This window comes from Caldanaerobius polysaccharolyticus DSM 13641 (assembly GCF_000427425.1).
GTDB classification, from domain to species: domain Bacteria; phylum Bacillota; class Thermoanaerobacteria; order Thermoanaerobacterales; family Caldanaerobiaceae; genus Caldanaerobius; species Caldanaerobius polysaccharolyticus.
The window spans coordinates 47,906-62,223 of record NZ_KE386495.1; the positions used below are offsets into that span (position 1 = coordinate 47,906).

General features: G+C 44.2%; 16 protein-coding genes, 1 tRNA gene and 1 pseudogene. 7 read left to right on the plus strand and 11 right to left on the minus strand.

What is annotated here, in order from left to right:
• Window positions 1–2: 2 nt before the first annotated feature.
• From CALPO_RS0106410 to CALPO_RS0106440, 7 genes are all read right to left on the minus strand, one after another.
• The gene (locus CALPO_RS0106410; RefSeq protein WP_026486592.1) at window positions 3–887 is read right to left on the minus strand and encodes a branched-chain amino acid ABC transporter permease; all 885 of its coding nucleotides are present in this window, start codon (window positions 885–887) and stop codon (window positions 3–5) included.
• 69 nt (window positions 888–956) lie between these two features.
• Window positions 957–2,117 carry an ABC transporter substrate-binding protein gene (locus CALPO_RS0106415; RefSeq protein WP_035172436.1) on the minus strand — a complete coding sequence of 387 codons (1,161 nt, stop codon included), beginning with the start codon at window positions 2,115–2,117 and terminating at the stop codon, window positions 957–959.
• A gap of 159 nt (window positions 2,118–2,276) precedes the next feature.
• On the minus strand, window positions 2,277–3,440 hold the full coding sequence (locus CALPO_RS0106420; protein ID WP_026486594.1) for a Gfo/Idh/MocA family protein: 1,164 nt from the start codon (window positions 3,438–3,440) through the stop codon (window positions 2,277–2,279).
• 31 nt (window positions 3,441–3,471) lie between these two features.
• A complete protein-coding gene (locus tag CALPO_RS0106425) occupies window positions 3,472–4,578 on the minus strand; it encodes a Gfo/Idh/MocA family protein (RefSeq protein WP_026486595.1) in 1,107 nt (368 codons plus the stop codon).
• A gap of 16 nt (window positions 4,579–4,594) precedes the next feature.
• Window positions 4,595–5,218 (minus strand): ThuA domain-containing protein, encoded by a 624-nt coding sequence (locus CALPO_RS0106430; RefSeq protein WP_026486596.1) that lies wholly within the window; start codon window positions 5,216–5,218, stop codon window positions 4,595–4,597.
• Between the two features lie 128 nt (window positions 5,219–5,346).
• Window positions 5,347–6,660, minus strand: coding sequence for an ATP-binding protein (locus tag CALPO_RS0106435; protein WP_026486597.1), 1,314 nt, complete (start codon window positions 6,658–6,660; stop codon window positions 5,347–5,349).
• Between the two features lie 5 nt (window positions 6,661–6,665).
• Window positions 6,666–7,640 (minus strand): PfkB family carbohydrate kinase, encoded by a 975-nt coding sequence (locus CALPO_RS0106440; protein ID WP_026486598.1) that lies wholly within the window; start codon window positions 7,638–7,640, stop codon window positions 6,666–6,668.
• 154 nt (window positions 7,641–7,794) lie between these two features.
• Between CALPO_RS0106440 and pflA the strand changes: the two genes are divergently transcribed.
• Window positions 7,795–8,532, plus strand: coding sequence for a pyruvate formate-lyase-activating protein (pflA, locus tag CALPO_RS0106445; RefSeq protein WP_026486599.1), 738 nt, complete (start codon window positions 7,795–7,797; stop codon window positions 8,530–8,532).
• A 19-nt stretch (window positions 8,533–8,551) separates the two neighbouring features.
• Here pflA and thpR read toward each other — a convergent pair whose 3' ends face one another.
• The gene (gene thpR / locus CALPO_RS0106450; protein WP_026486600.1) at window positions 8,552–9,097 is read right to left on the minus strand and encodes an RNA 2',3'-cyclic phosphodiesterase; all 546 of its coding nucleotides are present in this window, start codon (window positions 9,095–9,097) and stop codon (window positions 8,552–8,554) included.
• 93 nt (window positions 9,098–9,190) lie between these two features.
• Window positions 9,191–9,272, minus strand: a tRNA-Tyr gene (locus tag CALPO_RS0106455).
• 182 nt (window positions 9,273–9,454) lie between these two features.
• Between CALPO_RS0106455 and CALPO_RS13410 the strand changes: the two are divergent.
• Window positions 9,455–10,506 (plus strand): annotated as a pseudogene (locus CALPO_RS13410) (IS30 family transposase).
• A gap of 112 nt (window positions 10,507–10,618) precedes the next feature.
• Here CALPO_RS13410 and CALPO_RS0106465 read toward each other — a convergent pair.
• Entirely contained in the window at window positions 10,619–11,179 is a 561-nt protein-coding gene (locus tag CALPO_RS0106465; protein WP_026486601.1) for a tyrosine-type recombinase/integrase, read from the minus strand.
• Between the two features lie 168 nt (window positions 11,180–11,347).
• On the opposite strand from CALPO_RS0106465, the gene CALPO_RS13415 reads away from it, so the two are divergent.
• The 5 genes from CALPO_RS13415 to CALPO_RS14430 are packed head-to-tail and all read left to right on the plus strand — an operon-like array spanning window position 11,348 to window position 13,220.
• Window positions 11,348–12,049: an EAL domain-containing protein gene (locus CALPO_RS13415; RefSeq protein WP_051585887.1), complete on the plus strand. Its 702-nt coding sequence runs from the start codon at window positions 11,348–11,350 to the stop codon at window positions 12,047–12,049.
• On the plus strand, window positions 12,039–12,497 hold the full coding sequence (locus tag CALPO_RS13420) for a PilZ domain-containing protein (RefSeq protein WP_051585888.1): 459 nt from the start codon (window positions 12,039–12,041) through the stop codon (window positions 12,495–12,497). The genes CALPO_RS13415 and CALPO_RS13420 overlap by 11 nt, the downstream gene beginning before the upstream one ends.
• A gap of 46 nt (window positions 12,498–12,543) precedes the next feature.
• The gene (locus CALPO_RS0106480) at window positions 12,544–12,768 is read left to right on the plus strand and encodes a DUF1659 domain-containing protein (protein WP_026486602.1); all 225 of its coding nucleotides are present in this window, start codon (window positions 12,544–12,546) and stop codon (window positions 12,766–12,768) included.
• Between the two features lie 48 nt (window positions 12,769–12,816).
• Entirely contained in the window at window positions 12,817–13,035 is a 219-nt protein-coding gene (locus tag CALPO_RS0106485) for a DUF2922 domain-containing protein (RefSeq protein ID WP_026486603.1), read from the plus strand.
• A gap of 14 nt (window positions 13,036–13,049) precedes the next feature.
• Complete coding sequence (locus CALPO_RS14430) at window positions 13,050–13,220, plus strand: YvrJ family protein (protein ID WP_084295220.1); 171 nt, start codon at window positions 13,050–13,052, stop codon at window positions 13,218–13,220.
• Between the two features lie 27 nt (window positions 13,221–13,247).
• Here CALPO_RS14430 and CALPO_RS0106495 read toward each other — a convergent pair whose 3' ends face one another.
• Window positions 13,248–14,273, minus strand: coding sequence for a glycoside hydrolase family 5 protein (locus tag CALPO_RS0106495; RefSeq protein ID WP_026486604.1), 1,026 nt, complete (start codon window positions 14,271–14,273; stop codon window positions 13,248–13,250).
• Between the last annotated feature and the right edge of the window lie 45 nt (window positions 14,274–14,318).

The following is a 14,318-nucleotide window of genomic DNA, read 5'->3' on the forward strand; positions in this document are numbered from 1 at the left end:
AATTACACCTTCTCCACTGTATTTTTGCCCAACAAGCCCGACGGCTTTATAAGCAGTATTAAGATGAGAATGACAAAGGCAACCGCATCCCTGAAATTAGAGTTAATATAGCCGCTGACCAGCGTCTCAATCATTCCCAAAAGCAAGCCGCCCACCATAGCACCGGGTATGCTCCCTATGCCACCGAACACGGCCGCGATAAACGCCTTTAAGCCAGGCATAATCCCCATAAGGGGGTCTATGGAATTGTAGTACAGACCAACCAGCACGCCGGCAGCTCCAGCCAAAGCCGAGCCTAAAGCAAAAGTAGCAGATATGGTGTTATCCACGTTTATCCCCATAAGCTGCGCCGCATCTTTATCTATAGATACTGCCCTCATGGCTTTGCCTATCTTGGTTCTATGCACTACAAACTGAAGCAATACCATCAACACTACCGATATAGCAAACATATAAAGCTGCATATTGCTCAAACTCACCTGGCCGTTTAAAAAGGCATACTGCCTCTCTGGCAGTACGTTGGGAAACGTTCTGGTATCAGGCCCTGCAACGTACATGGTAACGTACTCAAGAAGCAGGGACACCCCTATGGCCGTGATAAGCAAAGCTATCCTGGTAGAGTTTCTCAAGGGCTTATAAGCTACTTTTTCAATCCCTATCCCCAGTAAAGCGCATATTACCATAGAAAGGATAAGCGCAGGTACAAATCCCAGATGAAATGTGGTAACAGCCACAAACCCTACGTAAGCGCCTATCATGTACACATCCCCATGGGCAAAGTTGATAAGGTTTATGATTCCATAGATCATAGTATAGCCCAGCGCCAGAAGGGAGTAAATGCTTCCTAGAAAAATACCGTTTAACAGCTGCTGTATAAAAACCCCCATAATCTCACCTCTCACAACACACAAATTATGCCAAACAGGCGACTTCTCCTGTTTGGCAAATTATTATTTTCATGGATTAATTTTGGTTACAAATACCTGCTTATCGCCTTTCCACTCCACAACTACCACTGATTTTATAGGGTTGTGTTTATCGTCTACAGATAATGTTCCCGTAACCCCTTTAAAGTCCTTGGTGGAAGCTAGGGCGTCTTTTATTTTCTGGGGATCGGTAGAGTTAGCCCTCTTTATGGCATCGGCCAGGAAATACATCTCATCGTAAGCCAGCGCATGGAATGCATTGGGCTCCTTATTGTACTTTTCCTTAAACGCCTTTATGAACTCTACGACTTTGGGATCGGTATCGTCAGCAGAGTAGTGATTGGTAAAGTACACATCGGTAAGGGATGAACCTGCCTCCTTAGGAACTACTTCCGAGTCAAAACCATCGCCGCCTAGTATAGGCGCCTTTATACCCATATCCCTTGCCTGCTTTATGATAAGCCCTACTTCGTTGTAATAACCTGGCACGTATATAACGTCGGCATTGTAGCCTTTTATCTTGGTTAAGACGCTGCGGAAATCTTTATCTTTTCCCTGGTAATACTCCACGCCCAGTATTTTCCCACCGTTTGACGTAAACACATCTTTAAAGCTGGCCGCCAACCCTTTGCTGTAGTCCGATGTGGTCTCGATGTACATAACGGCGGTCTTCGCTTTTAAATGTTCAAGCGCAAATTTAGCCATGCTGCCGCCCTGGAATGAATCGTTAAAACACGTCCTGAAAATATACTCTGCTACCCCACTAGGCGTTACGGTAACATCGTCAGCCGTTGCTGAACCAGTAATCAGGGGAATTTTGTTCTGCGTAACTACAGGTCTTACCGCCTTTACATTGCCCGATGTGGCAGGACCCAGTATAGCGACTACCTTTTGCCCTACCAGCTTGGTAGCCACATTGGTAGCCTCAGCGGCATCGGATTTGTTGTCTTGGATGACAAGGTTGATCTTTTTACCCAATACACCGCCTGCCTTGTTTATTTCGTCCACAGCCATTTTTATCCCATCCAGTGACGCCTGTCCGTACTGGGCAAGGTCGTTGGATAATTCATAATCCACACCTACGTTTATCGTATTTCCTCCTCCTGATGACGTGGATGCGCTCTTACACCCCGATAAAGCAAAAAGGCTAATCGCAATAATCGCAACAATCGCACTCAACCGTTTGAACATATTTCTCCCCTTTCTAAATCTAATACCTTTTAATATATCAGTGCAATAAAGTACAGTCAAGTTAAATTTGTTGAATAATTTCAACAATTTTTTAATCTTTATGCGATGATTTTTATACTACAAAAAATTAAGGTGCAGACGCGCTGCACCCGGAAACGCTTATATATCATCCACTTTAACCCACTGGCGTTGCTCTATGGAAACATCCACGGCCTCCAGGACCTGCTGGCACCTGACGCCGTCGTAGAAATTGGGTTCTGGCAGTTTATCTTCTGATACCGCTTTTATAAACTCGTACACCTCGTGTACAAAGGTATTTTCATACCCTATCACATGGCCTGCTGGCCACCATGCCGCCATATAAGGATGTACCGGTTCGCTGACCTGTACTGTCTTAAACCCTTGCTCACCCTCGGGGTCGTCCACCGAATAGTACTTTAACTCATTCATCCGCTCAAATTCAAACCTAATGCTGCCTTTGCTGCCGTTTATCTCAAACCACATGCCGTTCTTATGGCCTGTGGCAAATCGGGTAGCTTCTATAATACCCAAGGCGCCGTTCTTAAACCGGCATAAAAACAATGTGGCATCATCCACGTTGACATGAGCCCTGGGGGCACCTTTAGCCGCTCTGCCGCTTAATCCCGTCATCTCGCTAACCATAGGGCGTTGCTTTACAAAGGTCTCATTCATGCCCATGACCTCATCAAACTCCCCCACTAGATACCTGGCTATATCGATAAGGTGAGCGCCCAGGTCTCCCAGCGACCCTGAACCCGCAACCTCTTTTTGCAGCCTCCACACCAGAGGAAACTCCGGATCTATAATCCAATCCTGCAGGTAAAAACCTCTGAAGTGGAATATCCTGCCCAGCTTGCCTCCATCTATGAGCTTTTTAGCCAATCGCACGGCAGGAGCACACCTGTAGTTAAACCCCACCATGTGCTTTACACCGGCACTCTCTACGGCTTTAAGCATTTCTCTCGCATCAGAAAGGTTTAAAGCCAAGGGCTTTTCACAAAACACATGCTTGCCAGCCTCCGCTGCCGCTATGGCGATGTCCTTATGGGCATTACTGGGCGCCGTTATATCCACCATGTCAATGTCATCCCTGGAAATGAGCTCTTTCCATGACGTCACGTATCCTTCCCAGCCAAACCTCTCGGCGGCCGCCTTGACTCCCTCCTCATCTCGCCCACACAATAGCTTCATTCTAGGCCTTAACGGCATATTGAAAAACATGCTCACGTTTTTATAAGCAAAGCTATGGGCTTTACCCATAAATTTATAACCTACCAAGCCCACATTGAGCGTATCGCCCATAACCACATACCCCCTTTACCACTATTTATATTTACCTATCGAGAGTACCATACATAAGGCCTAACGGCAAAGGCGCAGGTCTCTCACAGGTGCTTTCAAGCATGTAGTGCTTTCCTTGCTGTGCAGCTATGTGGAATCCGTGCATTATCTCGAGGACGTGATACGTCAAGTGCCCACTGGCCCTATGGGGCCTACCCGAAATCAGTGCGTACGCCATATCCGACACTCCAATACCCCTGCTGTTTTCAGAATAGCCGTGGGTTAAAGGTACCTCTTTCCATTCTCCATGGTCTTTTCGCCTTATATATACAGGACCACCAAAGGTGTTGGGGTCTGGTACTATCAACGTGCCTTCAGAACCGTAAATCTCTATGCGCGGCAGCTGGCTATGCCATACGTCAAAGCTGGTTAAAATAACCCCGATGGCTCCGCTATTAAATTCCATTATTCCCGCTACATGGGTAGGAACCTCCACTTGAATCCTCTTACCGTATTTTTGTCTGCTGGTTATAATCCTCTCCGGAAAGGTTATCCTGGTACAACCTGTAACCCTCTTTACAGGACCCATCAGAGTCACCAAAGCTGTCAGGTAGTACGGTCCCATGTCAAACATAGGTCCTCCCCCTACCTGATAGTAAAATTCGGGATCCGGATGCCAGCTTTCGTGGCCGTGGCACAACATGAAAGCGGTAGCACCAATAGGCTCGCCAATCCAGCCGTCATCTATGAGCTTTCTACATGTTTGAATACCGCCTCCTAAGAAGGTATCCGGTGCACCACCTACCAGCAGACCTTTAGCCTTGGCCAGGTTAATGATACTTTTGCCATCCTCTAAAGTTATGGCCATGGGTTTTTCAGCGTAAATATTTTTCCCCGCATTAAGGGCTGCCATAGTAACCTCTGCGTGAGCTTTGGGAATAGTGAGATTGATCACTATCTGTATTTCTGGATCAGATAAAAGCTCATCCACCGTACAGGCCTTGGGTACGCCAAATTCCTGGGCTTTTGCCTTAGCCCTATCCATGATCAGGTCAGCACACGCCACTATCTCCAGGTTTTCGAAAATCTTTCCCGCTTTAAAGTACACGCCACTTATATTGCCGCAACCTATAATACCTACCTTTACCTTTTCAACCACAAACTCACCCCCTTATTTAGCGCGCAGCCCAAACCATGCCATTAGCCATGATGGACAACACAGGTGGCATCTTTACAATGGATGCGGTATGCCCTAGAGAACAATAGAAAACCCTTCCTTTGCCATAAGTTTTGGTCCAAGCCACCGGCATTACCACATCGCCAAAGTTGGTGGTTGCTAGAACCTTTATGGCAGGGTCTATGTGCATGTAATACTGTTCTGACGTCACCTGAAAATCGTCAATGCCATAGGTTATAGGGTGGCTTTTATCCAAAATATGAACGGTATATGTAACGCCGTCGCCACCAGGATGAGCCACCCACTGCCCACCTACCATATACTGATATTCGGTTTCTGACCTGAAAGAATCTCCCATACCGCCGTGCAGCCCCGCTATTCCCGTCCCTTCTCTTATAGCAGCCAATAGCGGATTTAACTGCTCAGGTTTAATCGTACCCATCGTCCACTCAGGCACTATCAGGTCGTATGTTTTTAATTTCTCGTAATCAGCGAAACTGTCCAATGTATTTGACACATCGACGCAAAAGCCTTTTCCCCTCAAGACCTCCGCCAATATTTCTGCCACCTGCTTAGGTTCATGGCCTTCCCATCCACCCCAGACGATTAACGCCTTTTTCATGGCAACAACCCCTTTATTAAGTGAGTTTAAAAATGCTGGTACACCATAGTTAGTCTTTATAATATATTCCATATCCTTTGCTAAAATCCTCCTTAAAAGACAAAAATGGCATAAAAAAATTAGCGCTATTACCGCGCTAATTTATACCTCATGTGGTCTATAAACTGCCTGGCGCTACGGGGCGACATGCCGTTGTGCCACATAGCCCACTTAATGGCTTGCTCTCTCAGCACATTCCAATCCACATCCAATCCGAATCGCTCAGCGAGGCCTTTTACTATATCAAGGTACTTTCTTTGATCAGGAGTGGAAAAGGTAACGGTTATGCCGAATCTATCCGCCAGTGACAGCTTTTCCTCCTTGGTATCCCTGCTGTGAAGCTCCTCAGAATCATTATCTTGCAGGTACTCTTTGACCAAATGCCTCCTATTGGACGTGGCGTATACAACCGCATTGGGAGGCAAAGCTTCCACTCCCCCTTCCAATATAGACTTAAGCTCTTTATAATTGGTTTCCATCTCATCAAAAGACAGGTCGTCGAAAAAGAGTATAAATTTAAGGCCACGGTTTCTGACGCTGTCAATAATATCGTGCAAAAAGGGCATATCCCCTCGCCTGACCTCCACCATCCTCAGGCCCTGACCGCTGTACTCATTGAGCAACGCCTTGACAGTGGACGACTTGCCCGTACCTCTATCGCCGTACAACAGCACGTTGCTGGCAGGCAAGCCTTTCAAAAATGCCTGCGTATTATCTATGACCACCTGCCGCTCATCCCTGTAGCCTATGAGCTCATCAAAAGTAACAGGGTCCACGTTGCGTATACCTTCAAGATGTCCTTCACACCCTTCAACTACCCATCGAAAAGCTGTATACTGACCAAAAATCCCGCAGCCATTTGACCTGTAATACTCTGATAGGTACCGGACCATCTGAACATCCTCTCGGTCCCACAGGTAGATCAGATCCTCTCTCGCGCCTTTTAAGCCGCGGGCTGAGCTTTCATAGGATTTAAGACAGCCTTCAAAATGCGCAAGATCAACGTCTACAACCTCTTTTACAGCGCCCACGACGTCAAGCCTGCTCAAGGTTTTAAGCCACTTTAACTCCTGTAAGGCCTCCCACGCCAGTGAATCGCCCACTGCCTCAAAGCCGTACCTTTCTGAAATAAGGCTAAAGGCATTTTCATCGTAGGCAACCGCGTCGGTCAATACCCTGCGCCATAAGTCCTGAAATGCCCCATTTTCTATAGCGTAATTCAAAAGAATGCTGTAAAGGTCGCCGTAAAGAGAGTATATAACACCTAAAGAAGGGTTTTCTTTTAAAAGCTCCTTGGCAATGCCGATTACTTCTCTTATCCCCGGCCGATGCACAATGCCCCTGTACAGTATCAATTTACTTGCGCCATCTAGCACTTCCTTCAATAAATCTTTGGTAGACACCTACCTCACCTTTCCGACAAAAAATTTTTTACTTCCTCCATAGTGGGCAGAGCCGGTATCGCGCCTTTTTTTGTCACAGCTATGGTACCACAAGCATTGGCAGTCCTCAAAATCTCATTCAGAAGCTTTAAGTCCATGTGGCCTTCTTTAAATTCTCTGATAAAAGGACGTACGCCGCTGAGCACACCTGCCACAAAAGCATCGCCAGCTCCAGTAGCATCCACGGCCTTCACATCCCTGAAAGTATCCACATGGCCTTTATAATCCCCGTATACATAGTCAACCCCATCTATGCCCCTGGTCACCAGGATAAGCAACGCCGTGGTTTTGTCCTTTAACCGCTTTAGCCCTGCATCCACATCCCTTTCGCCTGTCAAAAATTCCATCTCCACGTCGCTCACCTTGAGTATATCAGGCAGGTTCATAGTGGATACAATGGCTTTTCTGGCCGTATCCTCATCAGGCCATAGATCAAGCCTCAAATTAGGGTCGTAACTTACAATCAGGCCGTGTTTTCTGGCCAGCTCCACAGCGTAAAGGGTAGCCGACCTGGCCGGTTCGTCTATTAAAGAAATAGATCCAAAGTGAAGAATGTGGGCGGATTTTATGTAGTCTTCAGAAATATCTTCCTTTCGCAACATCATGTCTGCCCCTGGATGCCTGTAGAAGACAAAGTCCCTGTCCCCATCGGCTGTCAGCGAAACAAATGCCAGCGTCGTCCTGGCCTGGTCAGTTAAATTTACCCATGTGGTATCCACGCCGTAGTCCTTCAGCGTGTCTCTTAAAAAGCGTCCAAAAGGATCATTTCCCACTGTGCCTATAAAACCCGACTTTAGACCCAACTTTGAAACCGCTACGGCTACATTGGCAGGAGCACCACCGGCCGCTTTTAAAAATCCCGGGGACTGGGCTAAAGTTACGCCTGACTCCATTGAAACAAAATCTATCAACACTTCACCTAATGAAATAACATCCAGCATAAAAAATCTCCCTTCCCATTTTAAACCTCGTTTAATCTACCATTATAATACCATACGGTACAGGCGCTGTAAATCTTATTAAATTGTATACAGTATATTGACCACAAAAATCATGTATGGTATTATATTGTATAAAAGTGGGGAGGGGTTATGAATGAAAGGCTATATACATTCCATAGAAACATGCGGCACGGTAGACGGCCCTGGCATCAGGTATGTAGTATTTACACAGGGTTGTCCGCTAAGGTGCAGGTACTGTCATAACCCCGACACGTGGAAGATGTTGGATGGGAAAGAAGTAACCGTCGATGAGATAATCCAGGATGCAGTTAAATACAAACCATATATGAAATTTTCTGGCGGTGGACTTACCCTTACAGGTGGAGAGCCCACACTTCAGATAGAATTCGCCACAGAGTTATTTAAAAGGTGCAAAGAAGAAGACATCCACACAGCTTTAGATACATCGGGATATGTAGACATAGAAAAAGCTGATAAGCTGTTAAAATATACAGATCTGGTACTGCTGGACATAAAGCACATCGACAGTAATACCCATAAGGATATAACAGGAGTTCCCAATGACAAGACCCTGAGGTTCGCCCGCCACCTGTCGGATATAGATATACCTACGTGGATCAGATATGTGCTCGTACCAGGCCTTACTGATAAGCAAGAAGATATAGAAAAACTGGCTGTATTTGTCAGTACCCTTTCTAGCGTTGAAAGAGTAGAAATACTGCCATACCATACAATGGGTGTAAATAAGTGGAAAGAATTAGGTTATGAATATACGTTAAAAGACGTAAATCCGCCTTCAAAAGAAGCTATTGCCAGAGCGATAAATATATTTAAAAAGCACTTAAAGATAACCCAAAAAGTGGTAGCATAGCTACCGCTTTTTTAATTTTTTATAAGTTGATTTCAAACAGTGGTGTATAAATCCTTTTATAATCGTCAACCCTGCTCTCCATAAGGGTTACTCTATCTACCGCAAACTCTCCCGACAAAAAGCAAAAAGACCTTATTATATCCATAATTTCGCTGCTTTTATCTACTTCCCTGGCTACTGTTATATGAGACTTAAAGGGCCTTTTATCCCTGGGTATGCCCACACAAGCCAGTTCGCTTTCTATGATGCTGTGCAACCTGCCTAAACCCCTTGTTTTATCCACGACCCCCACCCATAGCACCCGTATGTTTTCATCTCCCGGGAAATACCCGACCTTATGTAGTTTTATATTAAAAGGGTGGATCCCTGTAAACTTACCCTTCAGCGCATCGTGTATTTTTTGTACATCCGTATAATTTATTTCGCCTAAAAACTTCAGCGTTATGTGAAAATTGTCTTTAGGGGTAAATCGCGCCTTTATATTGTGAGCTTTTATAAACTCCTGCATCCGGCACAGGTCTTGCACGGCTTCTTCGCTTAAATGAACGGCTAAAAATGTCCTCAAGCTGCCACCCCTTGTCTTTATTACAAAAATTATAAAAAAGGCGTATGCTCTTTTTATAAGCATCAAGAGCCATACGCTTTTTTTGCCTTATAGTGGAGGGAGATGGATTCGAACCATCGAAGGCTGCGCCAACAGATTTACAGTCTGCCCCCTTTAGCCACTTGGGTATCCCTCCATAATGGATACAGCATTTTTTAGTATACAACATTTATACCGACCTGTCAAGGAAATCTCGCGAAAAAAAAAATAAGGTTAATTGTAAAATTAAATGCGACACCAAAAAATAGTTGAACCATAGCATGAAACCCGATATGATGTTGGTTGGTAAAAAACTAACACATACGGAGGGTTTCAGCTATGGTTCTTACTCAAGAGTATACCACATTACCTCGTACTTTTAAACACCTTACACCTTATGAAAGAGGTAAAATTTGCGCCCTTTTAAAAGAAGGGTTCTCACCATCTCAAATCGCTAAAAACTTGGCCGCCATCGCAGCACCATTTACCGCGAAATAAAACGTGGCACCACAACTCAACGCCGCACAGATCTAACTACATATGAAGCATACTTCCCTGAAACCGGCCAGGCGGTATATGAGAAGAACCGCTCTTTCTGTGGCCGAAAAAGTAAGATCCTCCAAGTTGAATCCTTCCTCCAATATGCTGAGCAAAAGATACTTCAAGACAAATGGTCCCTGATGCTGTTGTAGGAGCTGCTCGGCGAGAAAAACTCTTTGACCCTTCGTCCATGGTTTGCACCAAAACCCTATACAACTATATCGACCGCTGCTTGCTTAAAGTCCGCAATATAGACCTTTTCATAAAAACCAGACGTAAACCGAAGAAGAAATTCTTTGAGAAAACACAAGCGCCTTTTCGGCAAGAGTATTAGCGAGCGGCCTGATAGCATTGAAAAGCGTGAGGAGTTCGGCCATTGGGAAATCGACACTGTTCTCGGAAGACGCTCTAATGATCATGTTCTGCTGACCCTAACAGAAAGGAAAACTCGTTATCATCTGCTCCTCCCATTGGCAAGCAAAACTGCTGAGGCAGTGGATGAAGCGTTAAAGCGGCTAAAAAGCCAGTATGGCCATATGTTTTCTCGGGTGTTTAAGAGCATCACTGCGGATAACGGTAGTGAGTTTGCCAATTTAAACGTCCATGGGATTGATATTTACTATGCTCACCCCTATTCCGCCTGGGAACGAGCCACTAATGAGCGGCACAATGGTCTAGTCAGGCGGTCGATTCCTAAGGGAACAGCTATCAGTGAATTGTCGCTTTCACAAATTGAGCGGGCACAGAATTGGTGTAATACCTTGCCCAGAAAAATCCTTGGTTACCGCCAGCCAGCAAAGCTCTTTTTCAGGGAAATAGAACGGCTAACTTCTGAGTTTCAAAATTCATGATTTCGAAATCCAACATCATTCGGGTTTCCAAAAAATATGTCGCATTTAATATTGCAATTTAAGGAAAAAAAATATGCAACAAAATAAAGATTTTGTTGCATTCAAACCTAATTTAAAACTGTACAAGAGAGTAAAGCTCGTCCTTCTGGTCCTGGCTTACACCTATGTAGCGAAGAGTTATACTTTGATTGCTGTGATTAAATGTATCCATGATTAAGCCTATATTGTACTTTGACATTTTATACGTCCAGTACCCCCACGTCTTGCGCAGGCTGTGGGTTCCAAAGTTCTCAATGCCACAGGCGTTTGCGGCTTCCTTTAACACCCTGTACGCCTGCACCCTGCCAAAATAACTTCCCTTTCGGCTGTGAAACAGATAAGAGTCTGGTGATAATCTTTGCTGTTCCACATAATCTTTAATAGCTTTCCGCAGAGCATTATTTAATTTTATCTTTTTTTCTTTTTTGGTTTTCTTCTCTTTGATTACCAGATAATCGCGAAATTCTCCATCACTGTTGAAGATATCTTTTACCTTTATGGGCAATATATCGCTTATCCTCAGACCTGTGTTCAAGCCAAATTTGAACAACAAACCGTACTTGGGATCTTTTTCGTTTAGGTAGTAATACATTCTCTTGATCTTAAGCTTATTTCTTATAGGTTCTACTGTCATGATGCGCCTCCGTGTCATCTTTTGTCGGTTTGAGTATCTACTAAGATTATATAAAAAACAACAAAGTTTTGCAATTGAATTTAAATATTAAATGCAACAAAATCTTTATTTTGTTTCTTAAAATTTTTTATACGTTTTAAAAATTTTATACTTAGGAGTGAAATCCTCATGAGTCGCCATATAATCCATTGGTATCAGCCCATTATTCAACTAGATGCGGGCAGTATACTGGGATACGAAGCTCTTTTAAGAAACGTCCTGAACATATACGTTTCCCCACAGAACCTTTTCAAATACGCCAAAAAGGCGGGCATCAGCCTTAAGCTGGACACGTACTCCTTACAACTGGCTATGAAAAACGCCAATTCTATGTTAAACACGTTGTTTGTAAACGTCCTCCCCTCTACACTGCTTAACAAAAACTTTATCCGATGGTGGGACAACCATATAAACCTCTCTGCTCCTATCGTTTTGGAACTATCAGAAATAGAACCAGTTGCCAATTGGTCTGATCTTAAATACACAGTGAGCGAATTGCACCGCCGAGGAGTAAAAATCGCCATCGACGACATGGGCACAGGCTATTCTTCTTTAAGGCACTGGTGCGACCTAAATCCCGATTTTGTAAAACTGGACGGGTATTACATAAATGACCTTACAAAAGACAACCGGAAGCAGCGGGTTATAAAAAGCCTATTAAACCTTTTCGAGAATACCGCTGATCTCATCGCAGAAAAAATAGAAACCCAAGATGAACTTCACGTGATCAGAGATCTAGGTGTGAAATACGCCCAGGGATATATTTTAGGCAAACCTGCACCTCTCCAATACATTATAAAAAATTTAAAGGGTGATGACTTTGAAAAATAGGCGCAAATACTTTAGGGTGAAATTGCACAACCCTTTATGTGCAAAAATGACAATTAAATACGTATACGGAAAAGCTGTAAAAACAGGTTATGCCAATGTGTGCGTTAACGACATCGGCCCAGGGGGATTGAAATTCCTTTCAAATTTAAAATTACAGGCTAATCCCAACATCGTGCTGGAATTTGAATTAAACATTCTCAATACCACTTTAAAAGTGTATGGAACAATAGTTCGAATAGAAGAAATTGAACCCGACATATTTGGCTACGGCGTGGAATTCGTTTTCATAGAAGATACATTTCGCACCAAATTAATATCAATCTTTAACGAGCTTGCAATTTACCTTAAAAAGAATATAAAATCACCTAATGGTAATTTTTGTAAACTAGGAGAAGCCGGGTGCTTTAAAACCAAAAAGCAAAAAAACTCTGACTCTACATATGTATAAAAAGCCTCACCTCAACGCGACTTATATAGCGAAGGAGGTGAGGACGATGGCAGTTCTGTTCAACCTCAACGCTTCCAGGCTGACCATTGAATACGACGGAGGTATCGACGCTCAGGGCAGAAAGATAACCGTAAGGAGCAATTATAACATAAAAGCCGATGCCACCGACCAGGACGCCATGGATGCGGCTTTGATCATAGCTGGTCTACAAAAATACCAAGTAAACCAGATTCTTAGGCAGAACACCGGTATTCTTACTCAGCAACCTTAACACGGTAAAGCCGTCAAATTAGCCTTGGAAAAGAAAGGAGGTATAACCTTGAAAACTCTTTCGATGGTTTTTCGGAATACCGTAGGGCGCCTCGTGAGAGTAAACGTGGATAACGTAAGAGACGATATAACCGAAGCGGAGATAAAGAACGCTATGGAAGCCCTCGTCTCTAAAAACGTATTTGAGATATCAGGAGGCGAGTTAAAAGAACCTGTAAGCGCCAGCATAATCACCACTCAGACGCAGGAATTTGACCTTGTGCTGTAAAAGAAGGTATTTCTATGCAAGACATATTATCGCAGATCTCCAACCTGGGATTCCCCATCGTGATAAGCGTATACTTGCTGGTGCGCATTGAAAACAAGCTGGACAGCCTTACCCGATCTATAAACGAGCTGGCCAGAGTCATAGACACATTTAAAGCCCTGATGGCATCACCTGGCAACAGGTGAGCCCAGGGCTTTTTAGTTGAAAATATCTTACTTTTTGCTTACCACCTCTATCAATTCATCGCTTATAACGCAACCATCGGCATCTACCAGTCCAAAATTCATCTCTTTGTACGACCAGCATGCTCTGCCTATATTAAGTTCTCTTGCCAAATCTACAAAATCCCTGTGCCAGTTTATCCTGCTCTGGAGAGGAGCATCGCTTATAACGCCATATTCTCCACAGTAAAGTTCTTTGCCCGTAGACCTCATAAAATCCTCCGCCACTTTAAGGTTTTTCTCCATAAGCCCCCTGTCATTAACCACATCCACCTGGCTTTCCCATCCTTTGTACTCAGGCCTTTTTCTTAAAAATTCCTTTAATCCCACAAACCTGCCCGGGTATTCTTGCCCCTGATTGAATTCCGCACATACATCCACCCATGAGGCTTTCTGATGAGTAAAAAGCATGGGCTCATAGTAATGGAAGGTGTACACCACATTGGGGTCGTCAATAATTTCTAACTCCTTGAGCGTAAACACGGAATTGTAGCGATTTCCTCCGATTATGATTATCCTATCCAGGTCGATCTCCCTTATAGCCCTCATAGCCCTGTGAGACAGCACATTCCACCTTTTGCTGTCAGGTTCAACCACCTCATTGAGCAGCTCAAAAGCCACATTATCCCTTTCATTTACGTACCTTTTTGCAAAATATTGCCACAACTTTACAAAGCGTTCCTGCAATAGCGGATCGTCAAACAAGCGGTTTTTATCCGGGGTACTGAAACTAAAACCAGGCGCCCTATGGAGATCCAGTATTACGTTTAAGCCGTGATTTTTACACCACTGGACGCATTTGTCCACGTACTTAAAGCCCTCTTCCTTGTAATTAAAAGGCGCATCATCGTCCTCTAGAAGGGGATAGTCTACAGGAAGTCTCACGTGGTCCATTCCCCACGAAGATATCCGCTTTATATCCTGCTCCGTTATAAACGTATCAAAGTGCTCATAGCTGTACTCCCTATACTGGGACAGCCATCCCCCCAGGTTAACCCCTGCCATGTAACCCTGCATTCTCTTCACGACAATCCCTTCTCCTTGAAAATTTTATTTCACGTC